Annotated in this window: 24 protein-coding genes and 1 tRNA gene; 15 read left to right on the top strand and 10 right to left on the bottom strand. The window is 64.0% G+C overall.

Features of this window, described 5'->3' with window-relative positions:
- Positions 1-362: 362 nt before the first annotated feature.
- Positions 363-1085: a transcriptional repressor LexA gene (gene lexA, locus ACVNHC_RS04725; protein ID WP_457166572.1), complete on the bottom strand. Its 723-nt coding sequence runs from the start codon at positions 1083-1085 to the stop codon at positions 363-365.
- A gap of 330 nt (positions 1086-1415) precedes the next feature.
- Here lexA and ACVNHC_RS04720 point away from each other — a divergent pair, with 330 nt between their 5' ends.
- The 3 genes from ACVNHC_RS04720 (at position 1416) to adh (ending at position 6510) form a co-directional block, all read left to right on the top strand.
- Complete coding sequence (locus tag ACVNHC_RS04720; protein WP_457166571.1) at positions 1416-3518, top strand: molybdopterin oxidoreductase family protein; 2103 nt, start codon at positions 1416-1418, stop codon at positions 3516-3518.
- 227 nt (positions 3519-3745) lie between these two features.
- Positions 3746-4690 (top strand): helix-turn-helix domain-containing protein, encoded by a 945-nt coding sequence (locus ACVNHC_RS04715; protein ID WP_050471568.1) that lies wholly within the window; start codon positions 3746-3748, stop codon positions 4688-4690.
- A 299-nt stretch (positions 4691-4989) separates the two neighbouring features.
- Positions 4990-6510 (top strand): aldehyde dehydrogenase, encoded by a 1521-nt coding sequence (adh, locus tag ACVNHC_RS04710; protein WP_050471567.1) that lies wholly within the window; start codon positions 4990-4992, stop codon positions 6508-6510.
- A gap of 537 nt (positions 6511-7047) precedes the next feature.
- Here adh and ACVNHC_RS04705 read toward each other — a convergent pair.
- The 5 genes from ACVNHC_RS04705 to ACVNHC_RS04685 form a co-directional block, all read right to left on the bottom strand.
- Positions 7048-8262, bottom strand: a complete 1215-nt coding sequence (locus tag ACVNHC_RS04705) for a molybdopterin molybdotransferase MoeA (RefSeq protein WP_457166570.1) — start codon at positions 8260-8262, stop codon at positions 7048-7050.
- A 1-nt stretch (position 8263) separates the two neighbouring features.
- Positions 8264-8791, bottom strand: a complete 528-nt coding sequence (gene moaC / locus ACVNHC_RS04700; protein ID WP_457166569.1) for a cyclic pyranopterin monophosphate synthase MoaC — start codon at positions 8789-8791, stop codon at positions 8264-8266.
- 3 nt (positions 8792-8794) lie between these two features.
- Positions 8795-9595 carry an indole-3-glycerol phosphate synthase TrpC gene (trpC, locus tag ACVNHC_RS04695; RefSeq protein ID WP_457166568.1) on the bottom strand — a complete coding sequence of 267 codons (801 nt, stop codon included), beginning with the start codon at positions 9593-9595 and terminating at the stop codon, positions 8795-8797.
- 3 nt (positions 9596-9598) lie between these two features.
- Entirely contained in the window at positions 9599-10612 is a 1014-nt protein-coding gene (gene trpD / locus ACVNHC_RS04690; RefSeq protein WP_457166567.1) for an anthranilate phosphoribosyltransferase, read from the bottom strand.
- A gap of 106 nt (positions 10613-10718) precedes the next feature.
- The gene (locus tag ACVNHC_RS04685; RefSeq protein ID WP_457166566.1) at positions 10719-12614 is read right to left on the bottom strand and encodes a SurA N-terminal domain-containing protein; all 1896 of its coding nucleotides are present in this window, start codon (positions 12612-12614) and stop codon (positions 10719-10721) included.
- A 257-nt stretch (positions 12615-12871) separates the two neighbouring features.
- Here ACVNHC_RS04685 and tpiA point away from each other — a divergent pair, with 257 nt between their 5' ends.
- From tpiA to ACVNHC_RS04645, 8 genes are all read left to right on the top strand, one after another.
- Positions 12872-13636, top strand: a complete 765-nt coding sequence (gene tpiA / locus ACVNHC_RS04680) for a triose-phosphate isomerase (RefSeq protein WP_457166565.1) — start codon at positions 12872-12874, stop codon at positions 13634-13636.
- Positions 13637-13859: 223 nt separating this feature from the next.
- A complete protein-coding gene (secG, locus tag ACVNHC_RS04675; RefSeq protein ID WP_055456668.1) occupies positions 13860-14264 on the top strand; it encodes a preprotein translocase subunit SecG in 405 nt (134 codons plus the stop codon).
- Between the two features lie 180 nt (positions 14265-14444).
- A complete protein-coding gene (locus ACVNHC_RS04670; protein WP_050471560.1) occupies positions 14445-16073 on the top strand; it encodes a CTP synthase in 1629 nt (542 codons plus the stop codon).
- Between the two features lie 47 nt (positions 16074-16120).
- Positions 16121-16957, top strand: coding sequence for a VOC family protein (locus ACVNHC_RS04665; protein ID WP_058899741.1), 837 nt, complete (start codon positions 16121-16123; stop codon positions 16955-16957).
- A 158-nt stretch (positions 16958-17115) separates the two neighbouring features.
- Positions 17116-17191 (top strand) — tRNA-Lys (locus ACVNHC_RS04660).
- Between the two features lie 87 nt (positions 17192-17278).
- Positions 17279-17461: a hypothetical protein gene (locus tag ACVNHC_RS04655; RefSeq protein WP_157757174.1), complete on the top strand. Its 183-nt coding sequence runs from the start codon at positions 17279-17281 to the stop codon at positions 17459-17461.
- 114 nt (positions 17462-17575) lie between these two features.
- The gene (locus tag ACVNHC_RS04650) at positions 17576-17872 is read left to right on the top strand and encodes a hypothetical protein (protein WP_050471558.1); all 297 of its coding nucleotides are present in this window, start codon (positions 17576-17578) and stop codon (positions 17870-17872) included.
- 224 nt (positions 17873-18096) lie between these two features.
- Positions 18097-18834 (top strand): cytochrome c biogenesis CcdA family protein, encoded by a 738-nt coding sequence (locus ACVNHC_RS04645; protein ID WP_058899742.1) that lies wholly within the window; start codon positions 18097-18099, stop codon positions 18832-18834.
- Between the two features lie 32 nt (positions 18835-18866).
- On the opposite strand, the gene ACVNHC_RS04640 is transcribed toward ACVNHC_RS04645, so the two are convergent.
- Positions 18867-20144, bottom strand: coding sequence for a hypothetical protein (locus ACVNHC_RS04640; RefSeq protein ID WP_457166564.1), 1278 nt, complete (start codon positions 20142-20144; stop codon positions 18867-18869).
- A gap of 232 nt (positions 20145-20376) precedes the next feature.
- Here ACVNHC_RS04640 and glmU point away from each other — a divergent pair, with 232 nt between their 5' ends.
- The 3 genes from glmU (at position 20377) to ACVNHC_RS04625 (ending at position 24096) form a co-directional block, all read left to right on the top strand.
- Positions 20377-21732, top strand: coding sequence for a bifunctional UDP-N-acetylglucosamine diphosphorylase/glucosamine-1-phosphate N-acetyltransferase GlmU (gene glmU / locus ACVNHC_RS04635; protein WP_457166563.1), 1356 nt, complete (start codon positions 20377-20379; stop codon positions 21730-21732).
- Between the two features lie 103 nt (positions 21733-21835).
- The gene (gene glmS, locus ACVNHC_RS04630) at positions 21836-23662 is read left to right on the top strand and encodes a glutamine--fructose-6-phosphate transaminase (isomerizing) (RefSeq protein ID WP_457166562.1); all 1827 of its coding nucleotides are present in this window, start codon (positions 21836-21838) and stop codon (positions 23660-23662) included.
- Positions 23659-24096, top strand: coding sequence for a GNAT family acetyltransferase (locus ACVNHC_RS04625; RefSeq protein ID WP_122520057.1), 438 nt, complete (start codon positions 23659-23661; stop codon positions 24094-24096). The genes glmS and ACVNHC_RS04625 overlap by 4 nt, the downstream gene beginning before the upstream one ends.
- A gap of 53 nt (positions 24097-24149) precedes the next feature.
- On the opposite strand, the gene ACVNHC_RS04620 is transcribed toward ACVNHC_RS04625, so the two are convergent.
- Positions 24150-24518, bottom strand: coding sequence for a YbaN family protein (locus ACVNHC_RS04620; RefSeq protein ID WP_082205793.1), 369 nt, complete (start codon positions 24516-24518; stop codon positions 24150-24152).
- A 149-nt stretch (positions 24519-24667) separates the two neighbouring features.
- On the opposite strand from ACVNHC_RS04620, the gene ACVNHC_RS04615 reads away from it, so the two are divergent.
- Positions 24668-25393, top strand: coding sequence for a DUF502 domain-containing protein (locus ACVNHC_RS04615; RefSeq protein ID WP_123194258.1), 726 nt, complete (start codon positions 24668-24670; stop codon positions 25391-25393).
- Here ACVNHC_RS04615 and ACVNHC_RS04610 read toward each other — a convergent pair.
- Both ACVNHC_RS04610 and ACVNHC_RS04605 read right to left on the bottom strand, forming a co-directional pair.
- Positions 25381-25626, bottom strand: coding sequence for a hypothetical protein (locus ACVNHC_RS04610; RefSeq protein WP_164477553.1), 246 nt, complete (start codon positions 25624-25626; stop codon positions 25381-25383). The genes ACVNHC_RS04615 and ACVNHC_RS04610 overlap by 13 nt on opposite strands.
- Entirely contained in the window at positions 25623-25895 is a 273-nt protein-coding gene (locus tag ACVNHC_RS04605; protein ID WP_123194260.1) for a hypothetical protein, read from the bottom strand. Before ACVNHC_RS04605 ends, ACVNHC_RS04610 begins: the two co-directional genes overlap by 4 nt.
- Between the last annotated feature and the right edge of the window lie 102 nt (positions 25896-25997).

Below are 25997 nucleotides of genomic sequence, written 5' to 3'. Positions count from 1 at the left end.
TTTGACGCAGGGGGCAAGGGGAGGGCAGGTCAGCTATTCCTGTGCCCGGCGGGAACTTGGTCCGAGCGCTTCTGCACCGCCCGTATCAAGGCTTTGAGTGGTTGGCGCAACATGCCTGGAGCCCTTTCGATGAAAACGGAGCGGCCAGCCGTGCTCTGGCTGCCTGTTTTCACGCGATTCCGGACGCAAACCCGGTGCCGCCTTTGCCGGAATTGCTCTTGCATGCGTGCAGCCACCGCACGGGCCCGCCCAGTTGCCGGTGACGCAAGTCTGCCGGGTGCGTGCCGCGTGCTGCCATAAACAGAAATGCCGGAAACAGTGTCTCCGGCATTCTTCAAGCGTGTCGAACGGGCGGCAGCGGCTCAATACTGCCGGAACAGGGCCACAAGCTTGCCCTGGATGCGCACGCGGCCGGGGCCGAAGATGCGGGTTTCATAGGCCGGGTTGGCAGCTTCCAGCGCAACGGAAGCGCCCTTCTTGCGCAGGCGCTTGAGCGTTGCTTCCTCGTCGTCCACCAGTGCCACGATGATGTCGCCGCTCTCGGCCGTGTCGGTCTTGCGGATCAGCACCGTGTCGCCATCCAGAATACCAGCTTCGATCATCGAATCACCGCGCACTTCCAACGCATAGTGCTCCCCGCGGCTGATCAGCTCGGGTGGCACGGAGATGGAATGGCTGTGGGTCTGGATCGCCTCGATCGGAACACCGGCAGCGATGCGGCCCATGACCGGGATGGAGGTGAAGTGAGGGGCGGTTTCCGCAGCCGGGGCGGACGGAGCGGCGGCCGGGGCAGATGCCTTGCCGAGCGATCCCTCGATCACCGACGGCGCAAAGCCCTTGCCGCGCGGCGAAGACAGGCCCGGCGTGACCGAATCCGGCAGGCGGACCACTTCCATGGCGCGCGCCCTGTTGGGCAGGCGGCGGATGAAGCCGCGCTCCTCCAGCGCCGTGATCAGACGGTGAATGCCGGACTTGGACCGGAGGTCCAGTGCGTCCTTCATTTCGTCAAAGGACGGCGGAACCCCGGATTCCTTCAGGCGCTCATGAATGAACATCAGCAGTTCGTGTTGCTTGCGCGTCAGCATGTGAGGTCCCCGTTGGAGGGTCTGGTACAAATCATGAACGTACCTTAGCTGTTCTCACTGTGTTCCACAAGTCTTAAGGTGAGGTTAGCGGGATGTTCCTGTCGCATGCACTCAAGACAACACACCGCCGCTGCGCCTTTTCCCGGCAGAACGGTACCTTGCGTGCAATTGCCTGCGGGCCCGGCTTGACTTCATGCGCCGGTGTCCCGAAAGCTGGCGAAAGAAGAAGACACAGCTCCCGCGCTGCCTGCGCCCCGCAGGCGGCCTCACCCTGCCTTAGGCGGCATTCTGCTCTGGGGCGGCGCCACCGGGACCCCGAAAAGACCGAAGATGAACAAGCCTGTCACCATCACCGCCCATTCCGCCTGTCCGCATGACTGCCCCTCCACCTGCGCGCTGGATGTGGAGGTGACGGCAGAGGGCCGCATCGGCCGCCTGCGCGGGGCGGCGGACAATCCCTACACGGCGGGCGTCATCTGCGCCAAGGTTGCGCGCTATGCGGAGCGGCTATACCACCCGGACCGGCTGCTGACGCCAATGGCCCGCGTTGGGGCGAAGGGGGAAGGGCGGTTCGAGCCCGTCTCCTGGGACGAGGCACTGGACCTTGTTGCCGCGCGATTCCTGGAGGCGGAGGCGAAGCACGGGCCGGAGACGGTCTGGCCCTATTACTACGCCGGCACCATGGGGCTGGTGCAGCGCGACAGCATTCATCGCCTGCGCCATGCCAAGGGCTATTCGCAGCAGTTTTCCTCGATCTGCACCAATCCGGCCTGGACCGGCTATGTGGCCGGAACCGGGCTTCTGGCCGGGCCGGATCCGCGCGAGATGATGAAGGCCGACCAGATCATCATCTGGGGCACCAATGCGGTCGCGACGCAAGTGAACGTCATGACCCACGCCATCACCGCCCGCAAGACGCGTGGTGCGAAGATCATCGTGGTTGACGTCTACCGCACCGAGACCATGAAACAGGCGGATATCGGCATCGTGCTGAAGCCCGGCAGCGATGCGGCGCTGGCCTGTGCCATCATGCATGTGCTGTTCCGTGACGGTCTGGCTGACCGGGAGTATCTTGCCCGCTACACCGACTGCCCGGATGAGCTGGAGGCGCATCTTGCCACCCGCACGCCGGAATGGGCGGAAGGGATCACCGGCGTTCCGGCTGAAGAGATCACGCAGCTGGCCCGGATGATCGGCGAGGTGAAGCGCACCTTCATCCGCCTTGGCTATGGCTTTACCCGCAGCCGCAACGGCGCCGTCTCCATGCATGCGGCGGCCAGCATTGCAGCTGTTGCCGGCTCCTGGCAGTATGAAGGGGGCGGGGCCTTCCACAACAACGGGGCGATCTACAGGCTCGACAAGTCGATGGTCGAGGGCAGTTCCCTGCGCACCGGCACGAGGTTCCTCGACCAGAGCCTCATCGGCCGCGTGCTGACGGGGGACCGTGAGGCGCTGGCCGGCGGCCCGCCGGTGACGGCGCTGCTGATCCAGAACACCAATCCGGTCTCCGTCGCGCCGGAACAGACACTGGTGAAACAGGGCTTTGCCCGCGAGGACCTTTTCACCGTCGTGCATGAGCAGTTCATGACGGACACGGCGCGCTATGCCGACATCGTGCTGCCCGCGACCCAGTTTCTGGAGCATGACGACATCTACCGGGGCGGCGGCCACCAGTACATGCTGTTTGGCCCGAAGCTGACGGAAGCGCCGGGTGAGGCGCGGGAGAACATATTCGTTATCAACGAACTGGCGAAGCGTCTTGATGCAAAGGATCATCCTGGCTTCCACATGAGCGCCCGCGAGCACGTGGACTGGATGCTCGTCAATTCCGGCTATGGCACGCTGGCCGAACTGGAGGCCGGGCGCTGGAAGGATCTGCAGCCGGACTTCCGCACCGCCCATTATCTCGATGGCTTCGGCCATGCGGACGGCAAGTATCACTTCAAGGTGGACTGGGGCTTCACCGCTGCGCCCAACCGGCCGGAAGACGGCAAGCCCTTTGGTGCCCACGCCGCCATGCCGCGCCTGCCGGATTACTGGAACGCGGTGGAAAATGCCGACGCGGAGCATCCGTTCCGGCTGGTGACGGCGCCGGCCCGCTCCTTCCTCAACTCCAGCTTCACCGAAACGCCTGGCTCCACCAAGAAGGAAGGCGGCCGGCCGGAGGTCTGGATGCGTCCCGATGAAGCCGCTGCTGCGGGGCTGGAGGATGGCGCCCGCGTCATCCTGGGTAACCGGCGCGGCGAGGTGCGGCTGCATCTGCGTCATGTGGAGGGGCTGGCCCCCGGCACGGTGGTGTCGGAAGGCATCTGGCCCAACACGGCCTTTGAAAACGGCAATGGCATCAACACGCTGATCGGCGCCGAGCCCATCGCCCCCTATGGCGGCGCCGCCTTCCATGACTGCGCCGTGTGGGTGCGCCCGGCTTCTTGATTCGTGCCCGTTAAGCTCCGGATGGCGTGCGGGTGCACAAGCTGCTAGTCTTTCCCGGCGGCACATTGTGCGTGCGGAGCCTTGAGGCAAGCGGATGGGAGAGAGCCGCGCCTTGTGAAACAGGTTATCCGCGCGTCTTTGCCAGCCGCCTCGGGACCATCTGCGCGAGCCTTGTTCTTCCGGTCAAGGAGCGTGCGCAGGAGAGGGCCTTGCGGGAGGAACCAGACATGCCCACGGTGACGTCTCAGCATCAGAGCCGCATCGAGGCGGCGCTTGCCAGCGGGCAGGCGGCGCGCTCGCCCATTGCCGCATCCTGGGCCCGCTCGGCCCATCTTCATGGCCTTGATCCGGTGAAACGCCGGGTGGAGCCGCGCCTGACGGCGCAGGAACTTGCCCTCGTGCGCGAGCGCATGGGCGGGCTCGTGGCCACCGCCGCGCCCCATCTCGACTGGCTGTTCCAGACCATCGGCGGCCTTGGCGCCTGTGTGGTGCTGGCCGACGCGGAAGGCATCGCGGTGGAACGGCGCGGCAACCCGTCCGAGGACCGCGATTTCGCAGCTTCCGGCCTGTGGACCGGTGCCGTATGGTCCGAGGCGGAAGCCGGCACCAATGGCATCGGCACCTGCCTTGCCGAGGGCAGGGCGGTGACGATCCACCGCGACCAGCATTTCCTCGCCCGCAACATTGGCCTCACCTGCACCTCCGCCCCCGTGCATGATGCCGGCGGCCAGCTGGCGGCGGTGATCGATGTGTCCACGGCCGAGCAGGATGTGTCCGCCGCCGTGCTCAGCCTCATCAGCCAGACGGTGCAGAACACGGCGCACAAAGTGGAAGCCGACCTCTTCCATGCTGCTTTCCCGAAGGCCCGTGTGGTGCTGGTTCCGGGCGGCGGCACGCATGGCCTTGCCGCGCTTGTGGCGGTGGATGAGGATGATCTCGTCATCGGCGCCACACGCGGGGCGCGGGCTCTGCTGGGCCTCACCGCCGATCCTGCTGCAAACCCGCGTCCGCTCGCCGATCTTCTCGGCCTGCCGGTGCATGAGCGGCTGGAGGATGCGGAGCGCGCCGTCTTGCACCGGGCGCTGGCCCGGGCCTCGGGCAACGTCTCCGCCGCCTCCCGCGCCCTCGGCCTCTCCCGCGCGACGCTTCACCGGAAACTGGCGAAGGAGTGAGGGGGGCGAGTGCGCTCAGGCATTTGCCACGCTCAGCCCCGGTCCCAAATACCTAGGATAGGCCGGGGCCTGTCAGGCGGGCATGGATTTGCCCCTCACCGCAGCGTCGCCCGTGGTGACGCCGGATATGGGGCGCGACTGTGCTTCCATCTGACACTACCCCACAAACCCGCCATCATCTGTCGCAGAACTGCGACAGGGCACGGGCAGGCGTTCCCGGCCATGGCTCCTCAGACCGTCCGCCGTGCGTCAAGCTCTTCCCATGGCCGCGAGGAGGCGGCCCGTTGGAGGAGACAAGCATGAACATTCAGGCACAGGCGGATTTCCGCACCGTTTCACCGTTCCGCGAGCGCTATGACAATTTCATCGGCGGCAAGTTCGTGCCGCCGGTCAGCGGCCGCTACATGGACAACATCACCCCGATCACTGGCGCCAGGATCTGCGAGGTGGCCCGTTCCGATGCCGCCGACATCAACGCCGCGCTGGATGCCGCCCATGCGGCGCGCGAGGCCTGGGGCAAGACCTCTGCCGCCCACCGCGCCAACATCCTTCTGAAGATCGCCGACGTGATGGAGGCCAATCTCGACGTGCTGGCCGCTGCCGAAACCTGGGACAACGGCAAGCCGATCCGCGAGACGACCGCCGCCGACATTCCGCTCTCCGTCGATCACTTCCGCTATTTCGCCGGTGTGCTGCGCGGGCAGGAAGGCACCATGAGCGAGATCGACCATGACACGGTCGCCTATCACTTCCATGAGCCGCTGGGGGTCGTCGGCCAGATCATCCCGTGGAACTTCTCCATTCTGATGGCTGCGTGGAAACTGGCTCCGGCCCTGGCTGCGGGCAACTGCATCGTCATGAAGCCGGCCGAACAGACCCCGGCGGCCATTCTGGTGCTGGCCGAACTCATTGGCGACCTGCTGCCGGCGGGTGTGCTCAACATCGTCAACGGCACCGGCGCTGAAGCCGGCCATGCGCTGGCCTCGTCCGGCCGCATCGCCAAGATCGCCTTCACCGGCTCCACCGCCACGGGCCGCAAGATCATGGAAGCGGCAACCGTCAACCTCATTCCGGTGACGCTGGAACTGGGCGGCAAGAGCCCCAACATCTTCTTCTCCGATGTGATGGCGCAGGATGATGCCTATCTCGACAAGGCGGTCGAAGGCTTCGTGCTCTTTGCCTTCAACCAGGGCGAGGTCTGCACCTGCCCGTCGCGGGCGCTGATCCAGGAAGACATCTACGAGGAATTCATCGCCCGCTGCATTGCGCGTGTGAAGGCCATCAAGCAGGGCGACCCGCGCGACCCCGCCACCATGGTGGGCGCGCAGGCCAGCCAGCAGCAGCATGACAAGATCATGTCCTACCTGCAGATCGGCGTGGAGGAAGGCGCGGAAGTGCTGACCGGCGGCGATGCCGCCCGCCTCGGCGGGGATCTGGCCAACGGCTTCTACATCCAGCCGACCATCCTCAAGGGCCACAACAAGATGCGCGTGTTCCAGGAGGAAATCTTCGGTCCCGTTGTCTCCGTCACCACCTTCAAGACCGAGGAAGAGGCGCTTCATATCGCCAACGACACCATGTACGGCCTTGGCGCCGGTGTGTGGACCCGCGACGGCACCCGCGCCTACCGCTTCGGCCGCGCCATCGAGGCAGGCCGCGTCTGGGTCAACAACTACCACGCCTATCCCGCCCACGCGGCCTTCGGCGGCTACAAGCAGTCCGGCATCGGCCGCGAGACCCACAAGATGATGCTCGATCACTACCAGCAGACGAAGAACATCCTCGTCAGCTACAACCCCAACAAGCTCGGCTTCTTCTGATCTCCCTCCCGGGACACATCCAACTGCGGCACGGGCAACCGTGCCGCTTTTTTGTGTTGGGGAACCGTTTGGCGCAGGTCACCAGCTCCGTCCGTAGTCCTTTCCAGGCCTTTGATCCTCTCCATCGTCATCCCGGCCTTGAGCCGGGACCGGAGAGCCGGGGTGATTGCCGGTTCGATGCGGAAGCAGGATAGACCGTGGCTCACCGGTACCGGATCTCCGCCTGCGCGGGGATGACAAGGTGAGAGGCGGCAGAACGATTGACGGTCCCGTCTGTAGAGGGACGCACTACCTTGCCCATCACCGCAGCGTCGCCCCGGGCGGAGCGGAGCGCAGACCCGGGGCCTACTCGCTTGCAGAGACGCGATAGGGAGTATGGAAGCAGCGGCGGGCGCATGAGGCCATCCGTGCTTCACCGCGGCGGACTATCGCATCTCTCTTCAAGCGAGTAGGCCCCGGCTCGAAGGCCGGGGCGACGCCGTCTATGCTGACCCGCAGTGCTTCCGTTTGCCCACCGCCTTCACGCTTGGATAATCCTCACACCACCAGCACATCCACCTCCGCCCCGGCATCCAGCGCAGCGGCGTGCGGGGGGCGGAGGATGAGGGCGCCGGAGGCGGCGAGCAGCGAGAGCATGGAGCTGTCCTGCCGGGTGAAGGGGGTGACGCTGCGGGTGCCGTCCGGGTGGGTGGTGAGGCTGGCGCGCAGATAGTCCTGGCGCTGGTCGTTGGCCGGAACCGGACCGGTGAGGGTGGCGGTGGTGCGCTTGCCCTTCATGGCGGCCTCGAGGCTTGTGCCCGTCATCACCGCCATCAGCGGGCGCAGGAACAGGAGGGCGCAGACGAGGCTGGAGACCGGGTTGCCGGGCAGGCCCAGAACCTTGGTGCGGCCAAGGTTGCCCGCCATCAGCGGCTTGCCGGGGCGCATGGCGATGCGCCAGAAATCCAGCTTCATGCCTTCCCCGCCCAGCACCGCCTGCACAAGGTCATGATCGCCGACCGATGCCCCGCCGAGGGTGACGAGAACATCGGCCTCTGCCGTCAGCCCCTCGCGCACGCGGGCGGCGATATCGGCAGGATCATCGCTGGCCAACCCGAGGTCCAACGGGAGGCCGCCGCAATCTTCGACGAGCGCTGCAATGCCGCAGTGGTTGGAGGCGATGATCTGGTCCGGCCCCGGCGTGCCGCCCGGCAGCACCAGTTCGTCGCCCGTGGCGATGATGGCGACCTTCGGCTGGCGCCAGACGGGCAGGGCGGCGTGGTTCATGGCAGCGGCCAGCGCAAGGCTGCGGTAGTCGAGCCTGAGCCCTGCCTTCAGCAGCACATCGCCTTGCGCAAAGTCGAGCCCGGCGGGCCGGACGAACTGGCCGGGACGAACCGGCTCCAGCGCGGTGAGGCGGTCTCCCTCGCGGGTGGCGTTTTCCTGAATGAGGATGGCATCCGTGCCATCGGGAACCGGTGCGCCGGTGAAGATGCGGACGGCTTCACCCGCGCCCACCCGGCCCGCAAAGGCATGGCCCGCAGGAGCCTCGCCTATGACGCTGAGCACGGCGCCCGCTGCGGCGCAATCGGCGGCGCGCAGGGCATAGCCATCCATGGAGGAGGCGGGGAAGGGTGGCTGAGTGCGGGTGGCGGCAAGATCCGCCGCCAGAATGCGGCCATTGGCCCGCGCCAGCGGAACGGTCTCCTGGCCCAGCGGCGCAACGCCGGTGAGAAGCTGCCGCAGCGCATCGTCAACCGGCATCAACGCCATGTCAGGGCTCCTTTGGTGCGTTTTCCGGTCCGGCAACATAATGGCCGGAGCGGCCGCCGAGCTTTTCGGCAAGGTGGATGCGGCCGATTTCCATGCCCCGGTCCACGGCCTTGGCCATGTCATAGATGGTGAGGCAGGCGACCGAACAGGCGGTCATCGCTTCCATCTCCACGCCGGTCTGGCCGGTGACGATGGCGGTGGCGCTGACTTTCAGGCCGGGCAGGGCATGATCGGGCTCGATATCGACGCTGATCTTTGACAGAAGCAGCGGATGGCAGAGCGGGATCAGCTCATGGGTGCGCTTGGCGGCCATGATGCCGGCAATGCGGGCGGTGGCGATGACATCACCCTTTTTCGCGTTGCCGGAGAGGATCAGCGCCAGCGTGTCCGCATGCATCTTCACCTCGCCGGTGACGGTGGCGCTGCGGCGGGTGACGGCCTTGTCTCCTACATCCACCATTGAGGCGCTGCCAGAGGCATCAAGATGCGTCAGGTGGTCCTGATCCCGCTCGGGGCCGCCGCCTGCCATGGCTCAGGCTCCGCTGCGGGTCAGCAGGGCGCGGGTGGCGCTTTCCACATCGGCCTGCCGCATCAGGCTTTCGCCGATGAGGAAGGTGGAGATGTTGCAGGCCTCCATGCGGGCCAGATCCGCCGGGGTGAAGAGACCCGATTCGCCAACGATGATGCGTTCCGCCGGGATCATCGGCGCCAGCCGCTCGCTCGTCGTCAGCGACACGTCAAAGGTCTTGAGATTGCGGTTGTTGATGCCGAGCAGCGGCGAGGCGAGTTTCAGCGCCCGCTCCAGCTCCGCCTCGTCATGCACCTCCAGCAGAACATCCATGCCAAGGCCGAAGGCGGCATCCTCCAAATCCTTCGCCAGTGCATCATCAACGGCAGCGAGGATGATCAGAATGCAATCCGCCCCCCAGGCGCGGGCCTCGGCCACCTGATAGGTGTCGTAGAGAAAATCCTTGCGCAGGGCCGGCAGGCTGACGGCGCCACGTGCGGCGGTCAGAAACTCCGGCTTGCCCTGAAACGACGGTGTATCGGTGAGCACGGACAGGCAGGCCGCACCGCCTGCCTCATAGGCGCGGGCGAGGGCTGGCGGGTCGAAATCGGCGCGGATCAGCCCCTTGGACGGGCTTGCCTTCTTGATCTCGGCAATGAGGGCATAGTCCCCGGCGGCATGCTTGGCGCGGATGGCCCGCTCGAAACCGCGCGGTGCCTCGACGGATTTTGCCGCTTCCAGCAGGCTGGCGAGCGTGCGTTCGGCCTTGGCAGCAGCGATTTCCTCGCGCTTGTAGGCCTCGATGCGGGTGAGAATGTCTGCCATGGCTTATCCGTTCGAAACTGCCACCAGCCGTTCCAGCCGGTCGAGGGCATCGCCCGTGTCGATGGAGCGGGCGGCCTGCGCCACCCCGTCCTTGAGGTCTGCCGCCTTGCCCGCAACGATCAGCGAGGCGGCGGCGTTGAACAGCACCACGTCCCGGTAGGCGTTCTTTGCGCCGGAGAGCACGGCGCGCAGGGCGGCAGCGTTCTCTTCCGGCGTGCCGCCCTTGAGATCTTCGAAACGGGCGCGGGGCAGGCCTGCGTCTTCCGGAGTGATCTCGAAGCTGCGGATGGCGCCGTTCTTCAGTTCGGCCACCTTGGTCGGGCCGGTGGTGGTGATCTCGTCCATGCCGTCGCTGCCGTGGACGATCCAGACGGCTTCCGAGCCAAGGTTCTTCAGCACCTGTGCAATCGGCTCAACCCAGCGGCCATCGAAGACGCCGGTCATCTGGCGCTTGACGCGGGCGGGGCTAGACAGGGGGCCAAGCAGGTTGAAGATGGTGCGGGTGCCCAGTTCCATGCGGGTCGGGCCGACATGCTTCATCGCCGCATGATGGAGCGGGGCAAACATGAAGCCGATCCCGGCTTTATCCACGCAGGCGGCAATCTTGTCCGGGCCGATGTCGATGTTGACGCCGAGCTGCGCCAGAGCTTCGGAAGAGCCGGACTTGGACGAGAGCGAGCGGTTGCCATGCTTGGCAACGGGCACGCCGCAGCCTGCGACAACCAGCGCGGTGCAGGTGGAGATGTTGTAGGAGCCGGTGGCGTCACCACCGGTGCCGACGATATCGATGGCATCGCCCTGAACTTCGACGGGCAGCATGCGGGCGCGCATGGAGGCGACGGCGCCGGTCACTTCATCGACGCTCTCGCCGCGCATGCGCAGCGCCATCAGGAAGCCGCCGAGCTGGGAAGGCGTTGCCGCGCCGGACAGGATCACGTCAAAGGCCGCGCGCGCTTCCTCGAAATCCAGAGACGCACCTTCAGCCACCTTGGCGATAAAGGGTTTGAGCCCGCTCATGCCTGTCCCTCTTCCCGTTTTTCACGCGGCCTGCGTTAAAGGCTTGCCGCAGTCCGGCTTGTGACTGTCCCGGCAGACGCGGCCGGGACAGTGTTCTTTCATGCCGTCAGTTCTGCGCAGAGGTGCCGATCACCATCTGCAGCGCCTGCTGGTTGATCTGGACGCCCTTGTCCGCCTCGACCTTGTTGATCACAAGATTGAGGAGCGAGGCGGAGAGCTGTTCGCTGATCTGGGTGTCGATCTGCTGGATGCTCTCTTCCTCGCGGAAGAAGGCGGGGGCAGAGACGCTGTCGACCACCATCACCAGACGGCCGCTGTCCGCGCCCATGGTGTCCAGAACGGTGCCGGAGGGGCCGCTGAAGGCTTCCTCGACGGCTTCCTGCGGCAGGCCGGCCGGCTGGCCGTTGCGCTTGAAGCTGTCAGAGGTCTGCACCGCAAGGCCCGCGGCTTCAGCCACGGCTTCCAGCGTTTCGCCGCCGCGCACTTGGGCCGCCATGCTCGCCGAAAGATCCAGAAGCTTCTGGTCACGCTCCTTCGCCGTCCAGGCCTGGACAACGGCATCACGCACTTCGGACAACTCGCGGTCGCGGGGCGGCGTGACCTTGGTCACGTCGAACCAGACAAAGCCGCGCTGGCCCAGCGGCAGCGGGTTGTTTTCGATACCAACGTCGCTCTCGAAGGCCTCGCGCAGCAGGCCGTCAGCCTCAGGCAGCGTGACCGGCTGACCGGCCTCGTCGCGGCCATTGCTGTCCACGGCCGGGATTTCGGTGGTGGTCAGCGAGAAGCGTCCTGCGACTTCGGCAAGGGCGGCACCGCCTGCGCGGGCGTCCTCGATCTCGTCATGCAGGTCCTGCACGTCCTGCTCGGCCTTCTGCAGGGCGATTTCCTGCTTCAGCTCCGCCTTGACCTCGTCGAAGGGACGCACGGCTTCCGGCTGGATCTCGGCGACTTCCAGAATGACGGTGGTGAACCGGCCCTGCACGGCGCCGCTGACACCGCCCTCAGGCAGCGCAAAGGCAGCTTCCGCAATGGCCGGATCCAGGAACTTGTCCTTCGCCATCAGGCCAAGGTCGACGTCGCTGTCCTTGAGGCCGCGTTCTTCCATCAGCTGGGCAAAGGTCTTGGCCCCGGAGGCAAGCTCGGCGGCTGCAGCTTCGGCTGCGGCCGAATCGGGGAAGGGCATCTGGCGCACGCGGCGCAGCTCATCCGTCCGGTAGCGGTTGCCGGAGCGGTCATAAGCCTGTTTTGCTTCTGCGTCCGTCACCTCATCCGGCTTGGCCAGAGTCTGCGGCAGCAGCTGCAGGACGGACAGGCTGCGGTATTCCGGAGCGCGGAAATCTTCCTTGCGCGTCTCGTAGAAGCTCTCAATGTCCGCGTCCGACGGGGCTGCGATTTCACCGGCTGCCGAGGGCGGCACGGCGATATAGCGCACGGTACGGGTTTCATTTTCGAAGATGTTGAAGGCGCTCAGCATCGCTTCCGGCGTCTTCAGATTGTCCGTCAGGGCGCCTGCGATCTGCTGGCGGCCGGACAGGAGGCGCTGCTCGCGCACGAAGTCATCTTCGGAAATGCCGTTGGCGCGCAGCAGCTGCACCAGGCTGTTGCGGTCATAGCCGCCGCCCGGGCGCTGGAACGCCGGGTTTTCCTGGATCATCCGGCGCAGGCCGTCATCGGAAATGCCGAGGTTCATGTCCGCGGCCATGTCATTCATGGCAGCTTCGGCAATCATCCGGGCCAGCACCTGCTGCGGAATGCCGAACATGGCGCCTTCCGTGGTGGACAGCGGGCGGCCGATCTGGCGGCTCACGGCATTCAGTTCGCGCCGGTAGGCGAGATCGAAGTCGGCCACGGAAATTTCCGTATCACCCACCTTGGCCACGACATTGCTGCCGAAGTTGCGGAAAATGTCGGCGATACCCCAGACGGCAAAGCTCAGGATGAGCAGGGCGATGAAGATCTTGGCAACCCAGGTGCCGGCGCCCTTGCGCAGCGCGTCGAGCATGATGTCTCCCGTAATTCCATAAGCTCATGTCCGGAGCGAAAGGTCCCGGAGCGGTGGTTCTGAATAGCGGCTCAAGGGGCGGCGGACAATAGCCGGAAACTGGCAGATGTGCGCAGACAGGCAGAAATGCGCAGGAAGGGCGGGAAAGATGCGATGACACTTGCACTTTGGGCCGCCGCTGGGTAGCGAAGTGGCCACCAGGAACCATGCAGCTGTCCCGCCAGCCCGTGCGCCGGACAGCCCTTCAGGAGACCGCCATGAGCCACGCCACCGCAATCCGCCCGCTTGTCGCCGGAAACTGGAAGATGAACGGCCTTGCCGCAGCTTCTGCCGAGTTCGAGGCGCTGGGGCAGGGGCTTGAGGCAGCACTCGCGGCCAAGGTGGACGTGATGATCTGCCCGCCCGCAACACTGATTGCGGTTCTCGCCAAGGCTGCCGCTGCTTCGAAGGTGGCGCTCGGCGGGCAGGACTGCCATGCCAAGGCTTCGGGTGCCCATACGGGCGACATTTCGGCCGAAATGCTCAAGGATGCAGGTGCAAGCGCCGTGCTCGCGGGCCATTCCGAGCGCCGCACCGATCACGGCGAGAGCGATGCCGTGGTGAAGGCCAAATCGGAAGCAGCCTGGCGCGCCGGACTCACGGCCATCATCTGCGTTGGCGAAACCGAAGCCGAGCGCAAGGGCGGCAAGACGCTGGATGTGGTCGGCACGCAGCTCGCCGGCTCGGTCCCTGATGGCGCAACGGCGGCCAATACGGTGATTGCCTATGAGCCGGTCTGGGCCATCGGCACCGGCCTGACGCCGACTGCAGCCGACGTCGCCGAAGTGCACGCCGCCATCCGCAGCGCACTGGAAGCCCGCTTCGGCGCGGAAGGCGCTGCCATGCGCCTGCTTTACGGCGGTTCGGTGAAGCCGTCTAACGCGGCAGAGCTGATGGCCGTGCCGCATGTCAACGGCGCCCTCGTGGGCGGCGCCAGCCTCAAGGCCGCTGATTTCCTCGGCATCATTTCGGCCTATGCCTGATGCCGCCCGGGCCGGGCGCTGGTCGTCCGGCCCTTGATGCTTATATAATTGTTGCAGAGTGCTGCGCCGCAGAGGACCACCTTCACAGGGCAGGTTCCGGTGGATTGCGGCGTGTGAGACGCCTTTTGTCACAAAGGATGCCAATCTCCCGGCCTTCAAGGGTGGAAACTCCGGCAAGGCTGGTGTAGAAGGCCGCCAAACTGAAACGGATGATCGGTCCAAAATGGAAACGGTAGTTATCGTCATTCACCTGATGGTCGTGCTGGCCCTGGTGCTTGTCGTCCTCCTGCAGCGCTCCGAAGGCGGCGCTCTTGGCATCGGCGGCGGAGGCGGCGGCTTCATGTCGAGCCGCGGCACAGCCAATGTGCTGACCCGCGCCACGGCGATTCTCGCCGTCATGTTCTTTGCCACGTCACTGGGCCTCAGCATCATCGCCCGCATGGACAGTGGTCCCGGCTCCATTCTGGACGGCAGCACGGTTGTTCCGGGTGCCGCACAGCCGGCCGATGGTTCCGCGCCCTCGACGGGGACCGGTGTTCTGGATGTGTTGAGGCAGCAGTCCCAGCCCCAGGCGCCCGCAACGGCTCCGGCTCAGCCTTCCGGCCCCCAGGTTCCGGCAGCGCAGTAAGCGCCGCAGGCTTGCAGGTTGCGGCGGGGCAGTCAGCACCGCCGCAGGGCCCTATCCGGCGGATAGACCGGAAAAATCTCTCAAGTGCCCTGCGCACATCTGCTGCAGGGCATTTTTGTTGTGTTTAACCACTGGACCCCGCTGGCCGATCCGGCAGGGACCACAGTATGGTGTTGCTCCATGGCGCGATACGTTTTCATCACTGGCGGCGTGGTTTCCTCGCTCGGGAAGGGTCTGGCATCGGCTGCGCTTGGCGCCCTGCTTCAGTCCCGCGGTTACAAGGTCCGGCTTCGCAAGCTCGACCCCTATCTCAACGTCGATCCGGGCACCATGAGCCCGTATCAGCACGGCGAAGTCTTCGTCACCGACGACGGCGCCGAAGCCGATCTTGATCTTGGCCATTATGAGCGCTTCACCGGGCGCCCGGCGACCAAGCAGGACAACATCACCACCGGCCGCATCTATCAGGACATCATCGCCAAGGAACGCCGCGGCGATTATCTGGGCGGTACCGTGCAGGTGATTCCGCATGTCACGGATGCCATCAAGGCCTTCGTGCTGGACGGCAATGACGATGTGGACTTCGTGCTGGTCGAGATCGGCGGCACGGTGGGCGACATCGAAGGCCTGCCGTTCTTCGAGGCGATTCGCCAGCTGGGCAATGACCTGCCGCGCGGACAGGCGATTTACATCCACCTGACGCTGATGCCCTATATCGCCAGCGCCGGCGAGATGAAGACCAAGCCGACCCAGCACTCGGTCAAGGAGCTGCGCTCCATCGGCATCCAGCCGGATATCCTGATGATCCGCTGCGACCGCCACATTCCGGAGAACGAGCGGCGCAAGCTGTCCCAGTTCTGCAATGTGCGGGAAAGCGCCGTCATTCCGGCCTATGACGTGGCCTCGATCTATGACGTGCCGATCGCCTATCACAAGGAAGGCCTCGACGAAGAAGTCCTCAAGGCTTTCGGCATCACCGGCGCACCGGCACCCAAGCTCGACCGCTGGGAAGAGATTTCCCGCCGCATCGCCAATCCGGAAGGCGAGGTGACCATCGCCATCGTCGGCAAGTACACCGTGCTGAAGGACGCCTACAAGTCGCTGATCGAGGCGCTTGTCCATGGCGGCATCGCCAACAACGTCAAGGTGAAGCTGCAGTGGATCGAATCCGAGACCTTCGAAAAGGAAGATCCGGCGCCCTATCTTGAGGGCGTGGCCGGTATCCTGGTGCCCGGCGGCTTCGGCGAGCGCGGGGCGGAAGGCAAGATTGCCGCTGCCCAGTTCGCCCGCACCCGCAACGTGCCTTACTTCGGCATCTGCTTCGGCATGCAGATGGCGGTGCTGGAAGCGGCCCGCAACCTTGCAGGCATCACCAAGGCCAGCTCGACCGAATTCGGCCCCGCCGAAGAGCCCGTGGTCGGCCTGATGACCGAATGGACGCGCGGCAACGAAAAGGAACTGCGCAACGCGGGCGATGACCTTGGCGGCACCATGCGCCTTGGTGCCTATCAGGCGGCGCTGAAGCCGGGCTCGCGTATTGCCGAAGTCTACGGCAGCACCCTCATTTCCGAGCGTCACCGGCACCGCTACGAGGTGAACATCGGCTACCGTGAGCAACTGGAAAGCTGCGGCCTCGTCTTCGCCGGCACCTCGCCGGACGGCGTGCTGCCGGAGACGGTGGAAATCACCGGCCACCCGTGGTTCATCGGCGTGCAGTACCATCCGGAACTCAAGTCCCGGCCGTTCGAGCCGCACCCGCTGTTCGCCTCCTTCGTCGAGGCGGCCATCAAGCGCAGCCGTCTGGTCTGACGGCCATACGCATACAGCAGAGCTGGGCAGGGCAGGGAGTGAGGGGCATGGCAGCGGCGGCAAAGACACGCGGACTGGATCACGTGGTGATCGCGGTCCGGGATCTCGACCGTGCAGCAGAGGCCTTCGAGGCGCTCGGCTTCACGCTGACGCCACGCGCCCGCCATCCCTGGGGCACGGAAAACCGTCTGGTGCAGCTGGACGGAGCTTTCCTTGAACTTCTGACGGTTCCGGCCGGTGCCGCCATTGTTCCGGCCACGGGAACGGCCTTCTCGTTTGGCCGTTTCAATCAGGACTTCCTGGAAAAGCGGGAAGGGGCCTCCATGCTGGTGCTGGACAGCATCAGTGCGGCGGACGACCGTGCGGCCTTTGCTGCGGCCGGACTTCCCGTGTTCGATCCCTTCTCCTTTGGCCGGGAAGCCACTGCACCTGATGGCACGGTGCGCAAGGTCGGGTTTGAGCTGACCTTCACCCGCGATGCGGATGCGCCGGAGACCGGTTTCTTCACCTGCCACAATCTCTATCCGGAAAACTTCTGGAAGCCGGAGTTCCAGCGCCATGCCAATGGCGCAACAGCATTGGCCGAAGTGATTCTGGTGGCCCGGGATCCGGCAGACCATCACATCTTCCTCGAAGGTTTCACGGGTGTGCGGGAACTCAGGGCCACCAGCCTTGGCATCGAGTGCCAGACGGCCCGTGGCAAGATCTCGATCCTGTCGCCTGTCGCCTACCGCCATCTCTTCGGCGATGCGGCGGCCGATGCGCTGCCGGGCGGACTGCCCTGCATTGCGGCCCTTCGGGTGACGGGGGCAAGTGTCGCCGCACGGTCCATCATTCCCGCTGAAAGCCTCTGCGGTGTGACGCTGGTGCTGGAGCCGGCCTGACGCGGGATGTGTCAGGCCTGCCGGACTGTCTTCACCGGATGTTGACAGCTTCGTGGATAGTCTCAGAAAGTGTTTTTTTCCGGGTTGCGCCCAGCCGCCTTCCGGCATAAACACACCGCCAGCAGACGGGCGCTCCGGCGCATCTGTTTCCCTAGCGGGAGCGAGTAGCTCAGTTGGTAGAGCAACTGACTTTTAATCAGTTGGTCCAGGGTTCGAGTCCCTGCTCGCTCACCACTTTCCCTTTTCCTGATTTTTGATCATTCATTCCATGTTGCCTTGTTGGGGATTGTCCCGCACGGCATTCGGAAACGCTGTTTTTGCATGAAGCAGATCATGCTTCCCATGCGTCTGCCGGACGCAGTTCAGCCGAAAGACTGTGAATCTGGTAAATTACACATCGTCAGTAGTGCAGATAAATTGGACTGTTTCGGCGAAAGATCACAAAAAGGAACCGGTCGCTTAAAAATTGACTGGAATGTGTACTGGCTTACTCATAAAATCTGATCACAGTAGGTGCGGTGGGTCGCAGGGGCTGAGGCATCCCGTTTGGGTTGCCGTTCGCCCCTTGGTATTTTTTGTCCTAACGCCAGAACAATCTCTGGCAGATTGGCTCGCTCGATGCCGGAAAACTCTGCTTCGCACTCGATGACCTCACCTGAGTTCGACTTCGTCAAAGCGAACATCGCAGCGACTCTCACCCTCGTGAACGCATTGATCCATCAAGGCGCGATCAACCGCGACCTGCTCGATGAGTTTCTGGCTGGCGTGATTTCCCAGCTGCCGCACAACCGTCAGACGCTCGCTTTGCGGCTGGTGCTGGACCAATGGCGCCAGGGACTGCGCGATGGCGGTGATGTTGGTGTCGTGATCCGGCCCAGCTTTGAAGTCGTCGACGGCGGACGCCAGGACAGCTGAGGTACGTTGCTCTTTCCTCATCCAGCCTGATGGGCTGAAGCGGCCGCGCCCCGTCTCTGTGGAGGCGGCGCGCCTCGCGGTAAGGTGATCGGCGTAAGTCCCATTCCTCACGGGATGCGCGGTTCTGCCATCTTCATTTCATCCCCTGCAATGCGGTAAGACCTGTCCATGCATTGCGCGGGCCCCGGGCGGGCACGGCAGATTCGCTGACAAAGGTGGCGGGAATGATTCAGGAAGTAACACTGGCAGGCGCTGTTTTCGCCGGAGTTCTGTCCTTCGTTTCCCCTTGCGTGCTGCCGCTTGTGCCGCCCTATCTTGGTTTTATTGCCGGAACCAGCCTGGAAGAGCTGTCCGCCGATGACCGGACAGACGAAGCGGTTCGGCGCGTGTTCTTTGCCGCGCTTGCCTTCGTGGCGGGGTTCTCGACCGTTTTCGTGCTGCTTGGCGCCAGTGCTTCCTTCCTGGGGCAGATGGTGACGCAGCATATTCAGGTCCTCGGCTATGTCGCCGGTGTGCTGACCATCGTCATGGGGCTGCATTTCCTCGGGCTCTTCCGCATTCCGCTGCTCTACCGGGAAGCGCGGGTGCATCTGGACCGCAAACCGGCTGGCCTCGCCGGAGCCTATGTGATCGGCCTCGCCTTCGGCTTCGGCTGGACCCCTTGCGTGGGGCCGGTTCTGGCGGCCATTCTGTTCGTCGCGGGCTCAGAGGAAACCGTGGCACGCGGCGCCATTCTCCTCAGCGCCTATGCCATGGGCCTCGGTATCCCGTTCCTGATCGCGGCGCTCTTTGCCGGTCCGTTCCTGCGCTTCATGCAGAAGGCCCGCCGCCACATGGGCAAGGTGGAGAAGGGGATGGGCGTGGTCCTGGTTCTCACCGGGATCATGTTCCTGACCGGCCAGATGGCTGTCTTTTCCTATTGGCTGCTCGAGACATTCCCGCAGTTTCAGGTGATCGGCTGATCCTCTCCAGATCACTGGAAACGGATCTCTGCCTACCGGAAACTCTCCAGAAGCGGCTCGCCCGAGAAGAGCGTGGGCGAACAGGCTTTCTGGTCCACTTCAAGACGCAGGCAGGCGACGGAGGCCGCAGCCGCATTGGCGAAAGGCCCGGCCAGAAGCCGCACGGACTCAGAACCCTCTCCAGCCGGCTGGGTCAGGGCGCGCAACCCGCTCATCTTGTCCGTATGGGCTGATGCGAAATTCTCCCAGCCGTCGCTCGCCGCGGAGCGTGAGGCATAACGGCCGATTTCAATGGCAAAGTCGCTGCGGCCAATACGGTCCGCGCTGCCAATGGTGCGTCCGGCCGGGTCAACCGGGCGGATCATCAGGGCTGCGTCGAGGTCCTCACGCTGGGTCTGTGTATCTTCCGGCGCGGGCTCGGGAGGAATGGCGGCGGTCGTTTCAGGGGCGGGCGTGCCGGATACCGGCAACCCGACGATCCGTACCGGCCGCACCGGTTCCGGCGTTGAAGAAAGCGCCGCGGTCCGCCCCTCGTAGGAACTGCCAGGCGACTCGGGCACGGCTCCTGCCGGTGACATGATGGCGCTGATGTCCGAGGCGGCAAGAGGCTTGGCCGCAGAGGAGCTTGTTTCCGCCAGGGTTTCCGGGGCTGGCCGTGTCTCGACAGTGGCCTGTACCGTCTTGCGCGGATCGGGTCTGGGCAGGCTGACGGCAGCCTGTGGGCGCTCCGCATCCTTGGGATCAAGCTTCGGCAGATCCCCCGCATCGTGCAGCGGCTCGCTCCGCTGCGACGTGCCGGCGGCAATGTCGGCAAGCCTTGGCTGCGCGGGCGCGGGGATGCTGTTCTCTACCGAGCCGGTGATGAGGCCGCCGCCGGTGCCGGTTTCGAGCGAGGCGAGCCTGTTCGAATAGCCGTCGCTGAGCTCCGTCATCTGGAGGACACGGCGGCGCAAAGAGACCACCTCCCGCTGCAGCGTTTCCAGCCGTGCCTCGAGCAGCCGCATGGATTCCGCACCGCCCGTTCCAAGGGGAGAGGGGAGAATGCCGATGGAGACGGTTTCCCCATCCATCACGACGGCTTCCGTGCGGCCAATGCTGCCGGTTGGCCCGGAAACCTCGCCGGGAGGGGGCAGCATGATGCCTGCGTAAGCTTGCCCGCCGGAGGGGCGTGCCGGAGCAAACCAGTAGGCCGAAAAGCCGACGGTGCCAAACAGAAGCGCAAAGAGAGCCCAGGCGGCAATGTCGAGCCGTGCCCGGGCCATATCTGGCCCGGACGCCTTGACACCGGCATCCTTCTTGCGGCTCTCCACCTAGGCTATCCCGCTACGGCGAATCTGTTGCTATCCATGGGATATCTTGTCTCCAAACATGGTTAACGAACAGGGAATTACAGCGGTCCCGGGGAAGTCTTCTGCAGGGAACTGTGGATCGGCGGCTTGCATCTTTGGTAAAAGGGCAGGAAAAGGCTGAACAGGGATACAGAAGGCCTGCGGCGGTGCGCGGGCGGCCTGTGCCCATCAGCAAGACCGGCAGAAAGATCCCATGTCCAACCGCAGTCTCCTTTCCATCATCCTGGCCGCAGGCCTTGGAACACGCATGCAGTCCAGCTTGCCGAAGGTGATGCACGAGATCGGCAATCTGCCGATGATCGGCCATGTGCTGAAGGCCGTGAGCGGCGAAGGCAATCGCGTCGCCGTGGTCGTCGGGCCGGACATGCCGGCGCTGGAATCCCTTGTCGCAAAGCTGTCGCCCGGCGCGAGCTGCCACGAGCAGACCGAACGGCTCGGAACGGCCCATGCGGCACTCGCCGCCCGAAGCGCCCTGACGCCGGCGGCCGATGACGTGCTGGTGCTGTTTGGCGATACGCCACTGGTGACCGGGGACACCATTGCCCGCGTGCGGGCCGCTCTGGCGGCAGGAGCGGATGTGGCGGTTCTGGGCTTCGAAGCAGCCAATCCCTTCGGCTATGGCCGCCTGTTGATGCAAGGCGATCAGCTTCTCGCGATACGTGAGGAAAAGGACGCAAGCAACGACGAAAGAAAGATAAATTTCTGTAACTCTGGCATCATGGGCTTTCAGGGCGCTATTGCAGAGGAGTTGCTGTCAGCGGTTGGCAATAGCAATGCCAAGGGCGAGTACTATCTGACGGACGCCGTGGAGATTGCCAATGCACGCGGGCTGAAAGTGGTTGCAGCCACCACCAGCGAAGATGATGCGCGCGGCATTAACAACCGTTCTCAACTTGCTGAATGTGAAGAGATTTTCCAGAACAGAATGCGCCGCGCCGCGCTGGAGCGCGGCGTCACGCTGCAGGCTCCCGCCACCGTGTTCTTCTCCCATGACACGGTGCTGGAGCCGGATGTTCTGGTGGAGCCCAATGTGGTTTTCGGGCCTGGCGTGCATGTTGCCTCCGGAACCCGCATCCGGGCCTTCAGTCATCTGGAAGGGGCGACGGTCGGAGCGGATGCCACGGTCGGCCCCTATGCCCGTCTGCGCCCCGGTGCGGAACTGGCCCGCGATACCCATATCGGCAACTTCGTCGAGGTGAAGAACGGCAAGATCGGCGAAGGCGCCAAGGTCAATCACCTCAGCTACATCGGCGATGCCGTGGTGGGGGCAAAGACCAACATCGGCGCGGGTACCATCACCTGCAACTATGACGGTTTCGGCAAGCACCTGACGGAGATTGGCGCGGGCAGCTTCATCGGCTCCAACTCGACGCTCGTTGCGCCGGTAAAGATCGGTTCGGGCGCCTATGTGGCGGCTGGCAGCACGGTGACGGAAGCTGTTCCCGATGATGCACTTGTCATCGGCCGTGCCCGCCAGAGCGTGAAGGAAGGCCGGGCCAAAGTGCTGCGCGTCCGCTTTGCTGCCGCCAAGGCCGCAAAGAAGAGCTGACGGATTGCTGCCTGTCATCGTCTGAAACAGGGTTTGATTTCAACAAACTGACCCGTCTCGTCTAACAGAGGCGGGTCAGATCGTTTCAAAGGGATTCATTTTCATGTGCGGCATCATTGGTATCGTCAGCCTGAGCGGCGTTGCACCGCGCCTCGTGGATGCGCTGAAGCGCCTTGAGTACCGGGGCTATGACTCGGCCGGCATTGCCACGCTGGAGAACGGCATCGTCACCCGCCGCCGCGCGGAAGGCAAGCTGCGCAATCTGGAAGCCGTATTGGAAAAGACACCGCTGCCGGGCGTCATCGGCATCGGCCACACCCGCTGGGCCACCCATGGCGCGCCGACCGTTTCCAACGCCCACCCGCACCAGAGCGGAGGCGTCGCCGTCGTGCATAACGGCATTATCGAGAACTATCAGGAACTGCGCGCCGAGGCGGTGGCCAAGGATTATCAGCCGGTGACCGATACGGACACGGAAGTGGTGGCGCTGCTGGTCAATGCCGCGATGGATGAAGGGCTTGCCCCGAAGGAGGCCGTGGCCGCCGTGCTGCCGCGCCTGCGCGGCGCCTTCGCGCTCGCCTTCCTGTTCGAGGGCGAAGAGAACCTGCTGATCGGTGCAAGACGCGGCTCGCCGCTGGCCGTTGGCCACGGGGAAGGCGAGATGTTCCTGGGGTCCGACGCCATCGCTCTGGCACCTTTCACGGACCGGATCACCTATCTGGAAGAAGGCGACTGGGTCGTGCTCAGCCGTGACAGCCTCGCCATTTTCGACCGCCAGAATACGCCCGTCACGCGCCCGGAAAGCAAGTCGGCCGTCGGCGCTGCCATGATCGACAAGGGCAACTACCGTCACTTCATGGCCAAGGAAATCCACGAGCAGCCGGAAGTCATCGGCCACACCCTGTCGCGCTATCTGGACTTGAGCGCCCGCAAGGTGCGCCTGCCGGAAGGCACGTCGGTGGACTTCAGCAAGCTGACCCGCGTCGTCATGTCCGCCTGCGGCACGGCCTATTATGCCGGCCTCATCGGCAAGTACTGGTTCGAGAAATACGCCCGCCTGCCGGTGGAAATCGACGTTGCTTCCGAATTCCGCTACCGCGAGTTGCCCGTGTCGAAGGGCGAGATGGCGCTGTTCATCTCCCAGTCCGGCGAAACGGCGGATACGCTTGCCTCGCTGCGCTATTGCAAGCAGGAAGGCCTGACCATCGGCGCCATTGTCAACGTGCCGGAATCCACCATCGCCCGTGAGGCCGATGTGGTGTTCCCGACCGTCGCAGGCCCGGAGATCGGTGTTGCTTCCACCAAGGCCTTCACCTGCCAGCTGGCGGTTCTGGCGGCGCTCGCGGTCACCGCAGGCCGTCAGCGCGGCTTCATAACCGAAGCAGAAGAGGCCGAACTGGTCGGCGCTCTTGCCGAAGCGCCGGGTCTCGCCGTGCAGGCACTCGGCCTTGAGCCGCGCATCGAGAAGCTGGCTCCGGCCCTGTCCCGGGCATCGGATGTGCTGTATCTCGGCCGCAGCACCAGCTTCCCGCTGGCACTGGAAGGGGCGCTGAAGCTCAAGGAGCTGTCCTACATCCACGCCGAAGGCTATGCCGCCGGTGAGCTGAAGCATGGCCCGATCGCGCTGATTGACGAAAACATGCCGGTGATCGTCATTGCCCCGCATGATGCGATCTATGAGAAGACCGTTTCGAACATGCAGGAAGTGGCGGCACGCGGCGGCAAGATCCTGCTCATCACCGATGAAAAGGGCGCTGCGGCCTCCGGCCTTGCGGCCAATGACCAGGTGGTGATGCCCGAACTGTCCGGCATCGTTGCGCCGATCATCTACGCCATTCCGACGCAGATGATCGCCTATCATGTGGCGGTGTTCATGGGCACGGATGTGGACCAGCCGCGCAACCTTGCCAAGTCGGTGACGGTGGAATGATCACGAGCCCCAAGCCTGTCATCGATACCTTCACCGAGGGTGACCGCCATCGTGTGGTCACCCTCTGGGGAGAGTGCGGCCTGACAAGGGCCTGGAACGATCCGGACAAGGACATCGACCGCAAGGTCGCGGACAGTCCCTGGGGCTTCATCGTGCTGCGTCTGGGCAATGCCATCATCGGCAGCGCCATGTTCGGCTATGACGGGCACCGGGGCTCGGTGAACTATCTCAGCATTCATCCGGCCCATCGCGGCAAGGGCTATGCCCGGCTTCTGATGCAGCATGGCGAAGCGCTGCTGCTGGCACGCGGCTGTCCGAAGATCAATCTTCTGGTGCGGACCGGCAATGAAGAGGTAACCGGCCTCTACCGGCAGCTAGGCTATGTCCCCGACGATGTGGTGGAGCTGGGCAAGCGGCTAATCAAGGATGATTGATTTTATAAATCAATTGGGTGTGCAGAAAAATTGAAGCATAAATTTAGATAGCTTCAGCTGCGCGGATAGGAGGGCCGCGACAGAACATAGGCGGCGCAGGCCACCATGAAGGCCAGAACGCCGAGGGCCAGCGGCCAGCCGGGATGGGCGCCGAGCCAGAACATGCCATATCCGAAAGCCATGCCGCCCGTGGCATAGAGCTTGGCGCGCGGCGGGATGACGCCGTGCTCGCGCCAGGCAATGACCTGCGGCCCGATGGATGGATGGGCCAGAATGCGCGCCTCGAGTTCCGGGGAGGACTTGGCGAACATGGCGGCGGCGAGAATGAAGAAGATGGTGCCCGGCATGACCGGCAGGATGGCGCCGATCACTCCGAGGATCACACATAAAATTCCTGCTATCCGGTATGCTGCACGCCGCAAATCATCTCTCCGGTGTCCGTTTTTGCCCTATGATGCACCGCATGATGGGCGGGCCTGGAGCTGAAATCCGGAACTCTGCAATCCGGTTTACGCCCCTCAAGCCAAATAGGGAAGGCCGAATTCCCGGCAAGTGAAGCAAGAGGATATCTATGGAAGAGCCATCCAGCCAGGAAACAGCGGCGCATGACGTGCCGCACCGGACGCGAACAAGCTTTGGCGCAAGACTGCGCAACTCGTTTCTGGCAGGACTCGTCATTGCAGGACCGGTGGGCATCACCCTCTGGCTGACATGGTCTTTCATCCAGTGGGTCGATGCCCTGGTCAAGCCCGCGCTTCCGCCGGCCTATAATCCGGATAACTATCTGCCCTTTGCCGTGCCGGGCTTCGGTCTGATCGTGGCCTTTTCGGCCTTGTCTCTCACGGGCTTTCTGGCGGCCAACTTCCTTGGCCGGACACTCATAAACTTTGGCGAGCGCATCGTCGCAACGATGCCGCTTGTTCGTAGTCTTTACAAGGGCTTGAAGCAGATTTTTGAGACTGTACTTGATGAAAAGGGAGCCAGTTTCAAGAAGGCCGCCCTGATCGAGTACCCCCGGAAGGGCACCTATGCCATCGTCTTTGTCGCGACCTCCGCCAAGGGCGAGGTGGCGCAGAAGCTGCCGGAGACGGAGGATGGCGGCGGGCATATGGCCGTATTCCTGCCGACCACGCCCAACCCGACCTCCGGCTATCTGCTCTATCTGCCGCGCAAGGATGTGATCGAACTGTCCATGACGGTCGAAGAGGCTGCAAAGCTGATCATCTCCGCCGGCCTGATTTCACCGGAGCATCCGAAAATCGCAGAGGCTTTGCCGGGTGCTGTTCAGGACCGTTGAATGCCTCTGAATGGCGAGATCACCATCAGGCGCCTGTCGAAGTTCTCGATCGTTGAAGGTGAGAGGACTTCGTCCGGATCTGCGCCGGGAAAGATCACATGACGTCCGCTGACTGCGATGATCTTGGTGACCGGTACCATGCCAATGGCATCGTCCTGGCCAACGCCAGTCCGGCATCGGCCGCCGGTGCTCTCGATCCACGCCATGTAGTCGCCAAGAGTCGTTTTGCTCATGCTGCCCTTGGAATGGGCTTGGCGTCACGCTCCAGCGCACCATTTTCGTAGATGGCCTCAAAGAAAGCGGGTGCCGGATCAATCATTTCAAACAGGCTGATCTGCCGTGATTCCGCCTCATGGATCTCGGCTGCCAAAGCTGCATCAAAGCGTAGTTTTGCTTCTTCGGATGATCTTCCTTGCGCGCAAATGTCGAGTTCAAGGCCTTGAGCGATGAAAAGCTCACCCTCTCTAAAAACGACGACCCTTATGCTCTCAAGCTCTCTCATGACGGTACAGGCTCCAGTCACTTTTACTCTTCACATATGGAGCAGCTTTACAAGTGTGAAAGCCGTTAAAATGAGGAGGAGCCGGAGCTTCCGCCCGTGAAA

The organism is Pannonibacter sp. Q-1, assembly GCF_054073275.1.
This window is presented reverse-complemented; position numbering and strand designations above follow the sequence as displayed.

Coding starts and splice junctions, on each gene's coding strand:
- trpC (WP_457166568.1), bottom strand. CDS start 9,595: ATGGCAGACATTCTCACCCGCATCGAGGCCTACAAGCGCGAGGAAATC.
- ACVNHC_RS04645 (WP_058899742.1), top strand. CDS start 18,097: ATGATTCAGGAAGTAACACTGGCAGGCGCTGTTTTCGCCGGAGTTCTG.
- ACVNHC_RS04670 (WP_050471560.1), top strand. CDS start 14,445: ATGGCGCGATACGTTTTCATCACTGGCGGCGTGGTTTCCTCGCTCGGG.
- lexA (WP_457166572.1), bottom strand. CDS start 1,085: ATGCTGACGCGCAAGCAACACGAACTGCTGATGTTCATTCATGAGCGC.
- ACVNHC_RS04665 (WP_058899741.1), top strand. CDS start 16,121: ATGGCAGCGGCGGCAAAGACACGCGGACTGGATCACGTGGTGATCGCG.
- ACVNHC_RS04615 (WP_123194258.1), top strand. CDS start 24,668: ATGGAAGAGCCATCCAGCCAGGAAACAGCGGCGCATGACGTGCCGCAC.
- glmU (WP_457166563.1), top strand. CDS start 20,377: ATGTCCAACCGCAGTCTCCTTTCCATCATCCTGGCCGCAGGCCTTGGA.
- moaC (WP_457166569.1), bottom strand. CDS start 8,791: ATGGCAGGCGGCGGCCCCGAGCGGGATCAGGACCACCTGACGCATCTT.
- trpD (WP_457166567.1), bottom strand. CDS start 10,612: ATGAGCGGGCTCAAACCCTTTATCGCCAAGGTGGCTGAAGGTGCGTCT.
- ACVNHC_RS04720 (WP_457166571.1), top strand. CDS start 1,416: ATGAACAAGCCTGTCACCATCACCGCCCATTCCGCCTGTCCGCATGAC.
- ACVNHC_RS04655 (WP_157757174.1), top strand. CDS start 17,279: ATGAAGCAGATCATGCTTCCCATGCGTCTGCCGGACGCAGTTCAGCCG.
- ACVNHC_RS04715 (WP_050471568.1), top strand. CDS start 3,746: ATGCCCACGGTGACGTCTCAGCATCAGAGCCGCATCGAGGCGGCGCTT.
- secG (WP_055456668.1), top strand. CDS start 13,860: ATGGAAACGGTAGTTATCGTCATTCACCTGATGGTCGTGCTGGCCCTG.
- ACVNHC_RS04705 (WP_457166570.1), bottom strand. CDS start 8,262: ATGGCGTTGATGCCGGTTGACGATGCGCTGCGGCAGCTTCTCACCGGC.
- glmS (WP_457166562.1), top strand. CDS start 21,836: ATGTGCGGCATCATTGGTATCGTCAGCCTGAGCGGCGTTGCACCGCGC.
- ACVNHC_RS04650 (WP_050471558.1), top strand. CDS start 17,576: ATGCCGGAAAACTCTGCTTCGCACTCGATGACCTCACCTGAGTTCGAC.
- tpiA (WP_457166565.1), top strand. CDS start 12,872: ATGAGCCACGCCACCGCAATCCGCCCGCTTGTCGCCGGAAACTGGAAG.
- adh (WP_050471567.1), top strand. CDS start 4,990: ATGAACATTCAGGCACAGGCGGATTTCCGCACCGTTTCACCGTTCCGC.
- ACVNHC_RS04685 (WP_457166566.1), bottom strand. CDS start 12,614: ATGCTCGACGCGCTGCGCAAGGGCGCCGGCACCTGGGTTGCCAAGATC.
- ACVNHC_RS04605 (WP_123194260.1), bottom strand. CDS start 25,895: ATGAGAGAGCTTGAGAGCATAAGGGTCGTCGTTTTTAGAGAGGGTGAG.
- ACVNHC_RS04625 (WP_122520057.1), top strand. CDS start 23,659: ATGATCACGAGCCCCAAGCCTGTCATCGATACCTTCACCGAGGGTGAC.
- ACVNHC_RS04610 (WP_164477553.1), bottom strand. CDS start 25,626: ATGAGCAAAACGACTCTTGGCGACTACATGGCGTGGATCGAGAGCACC.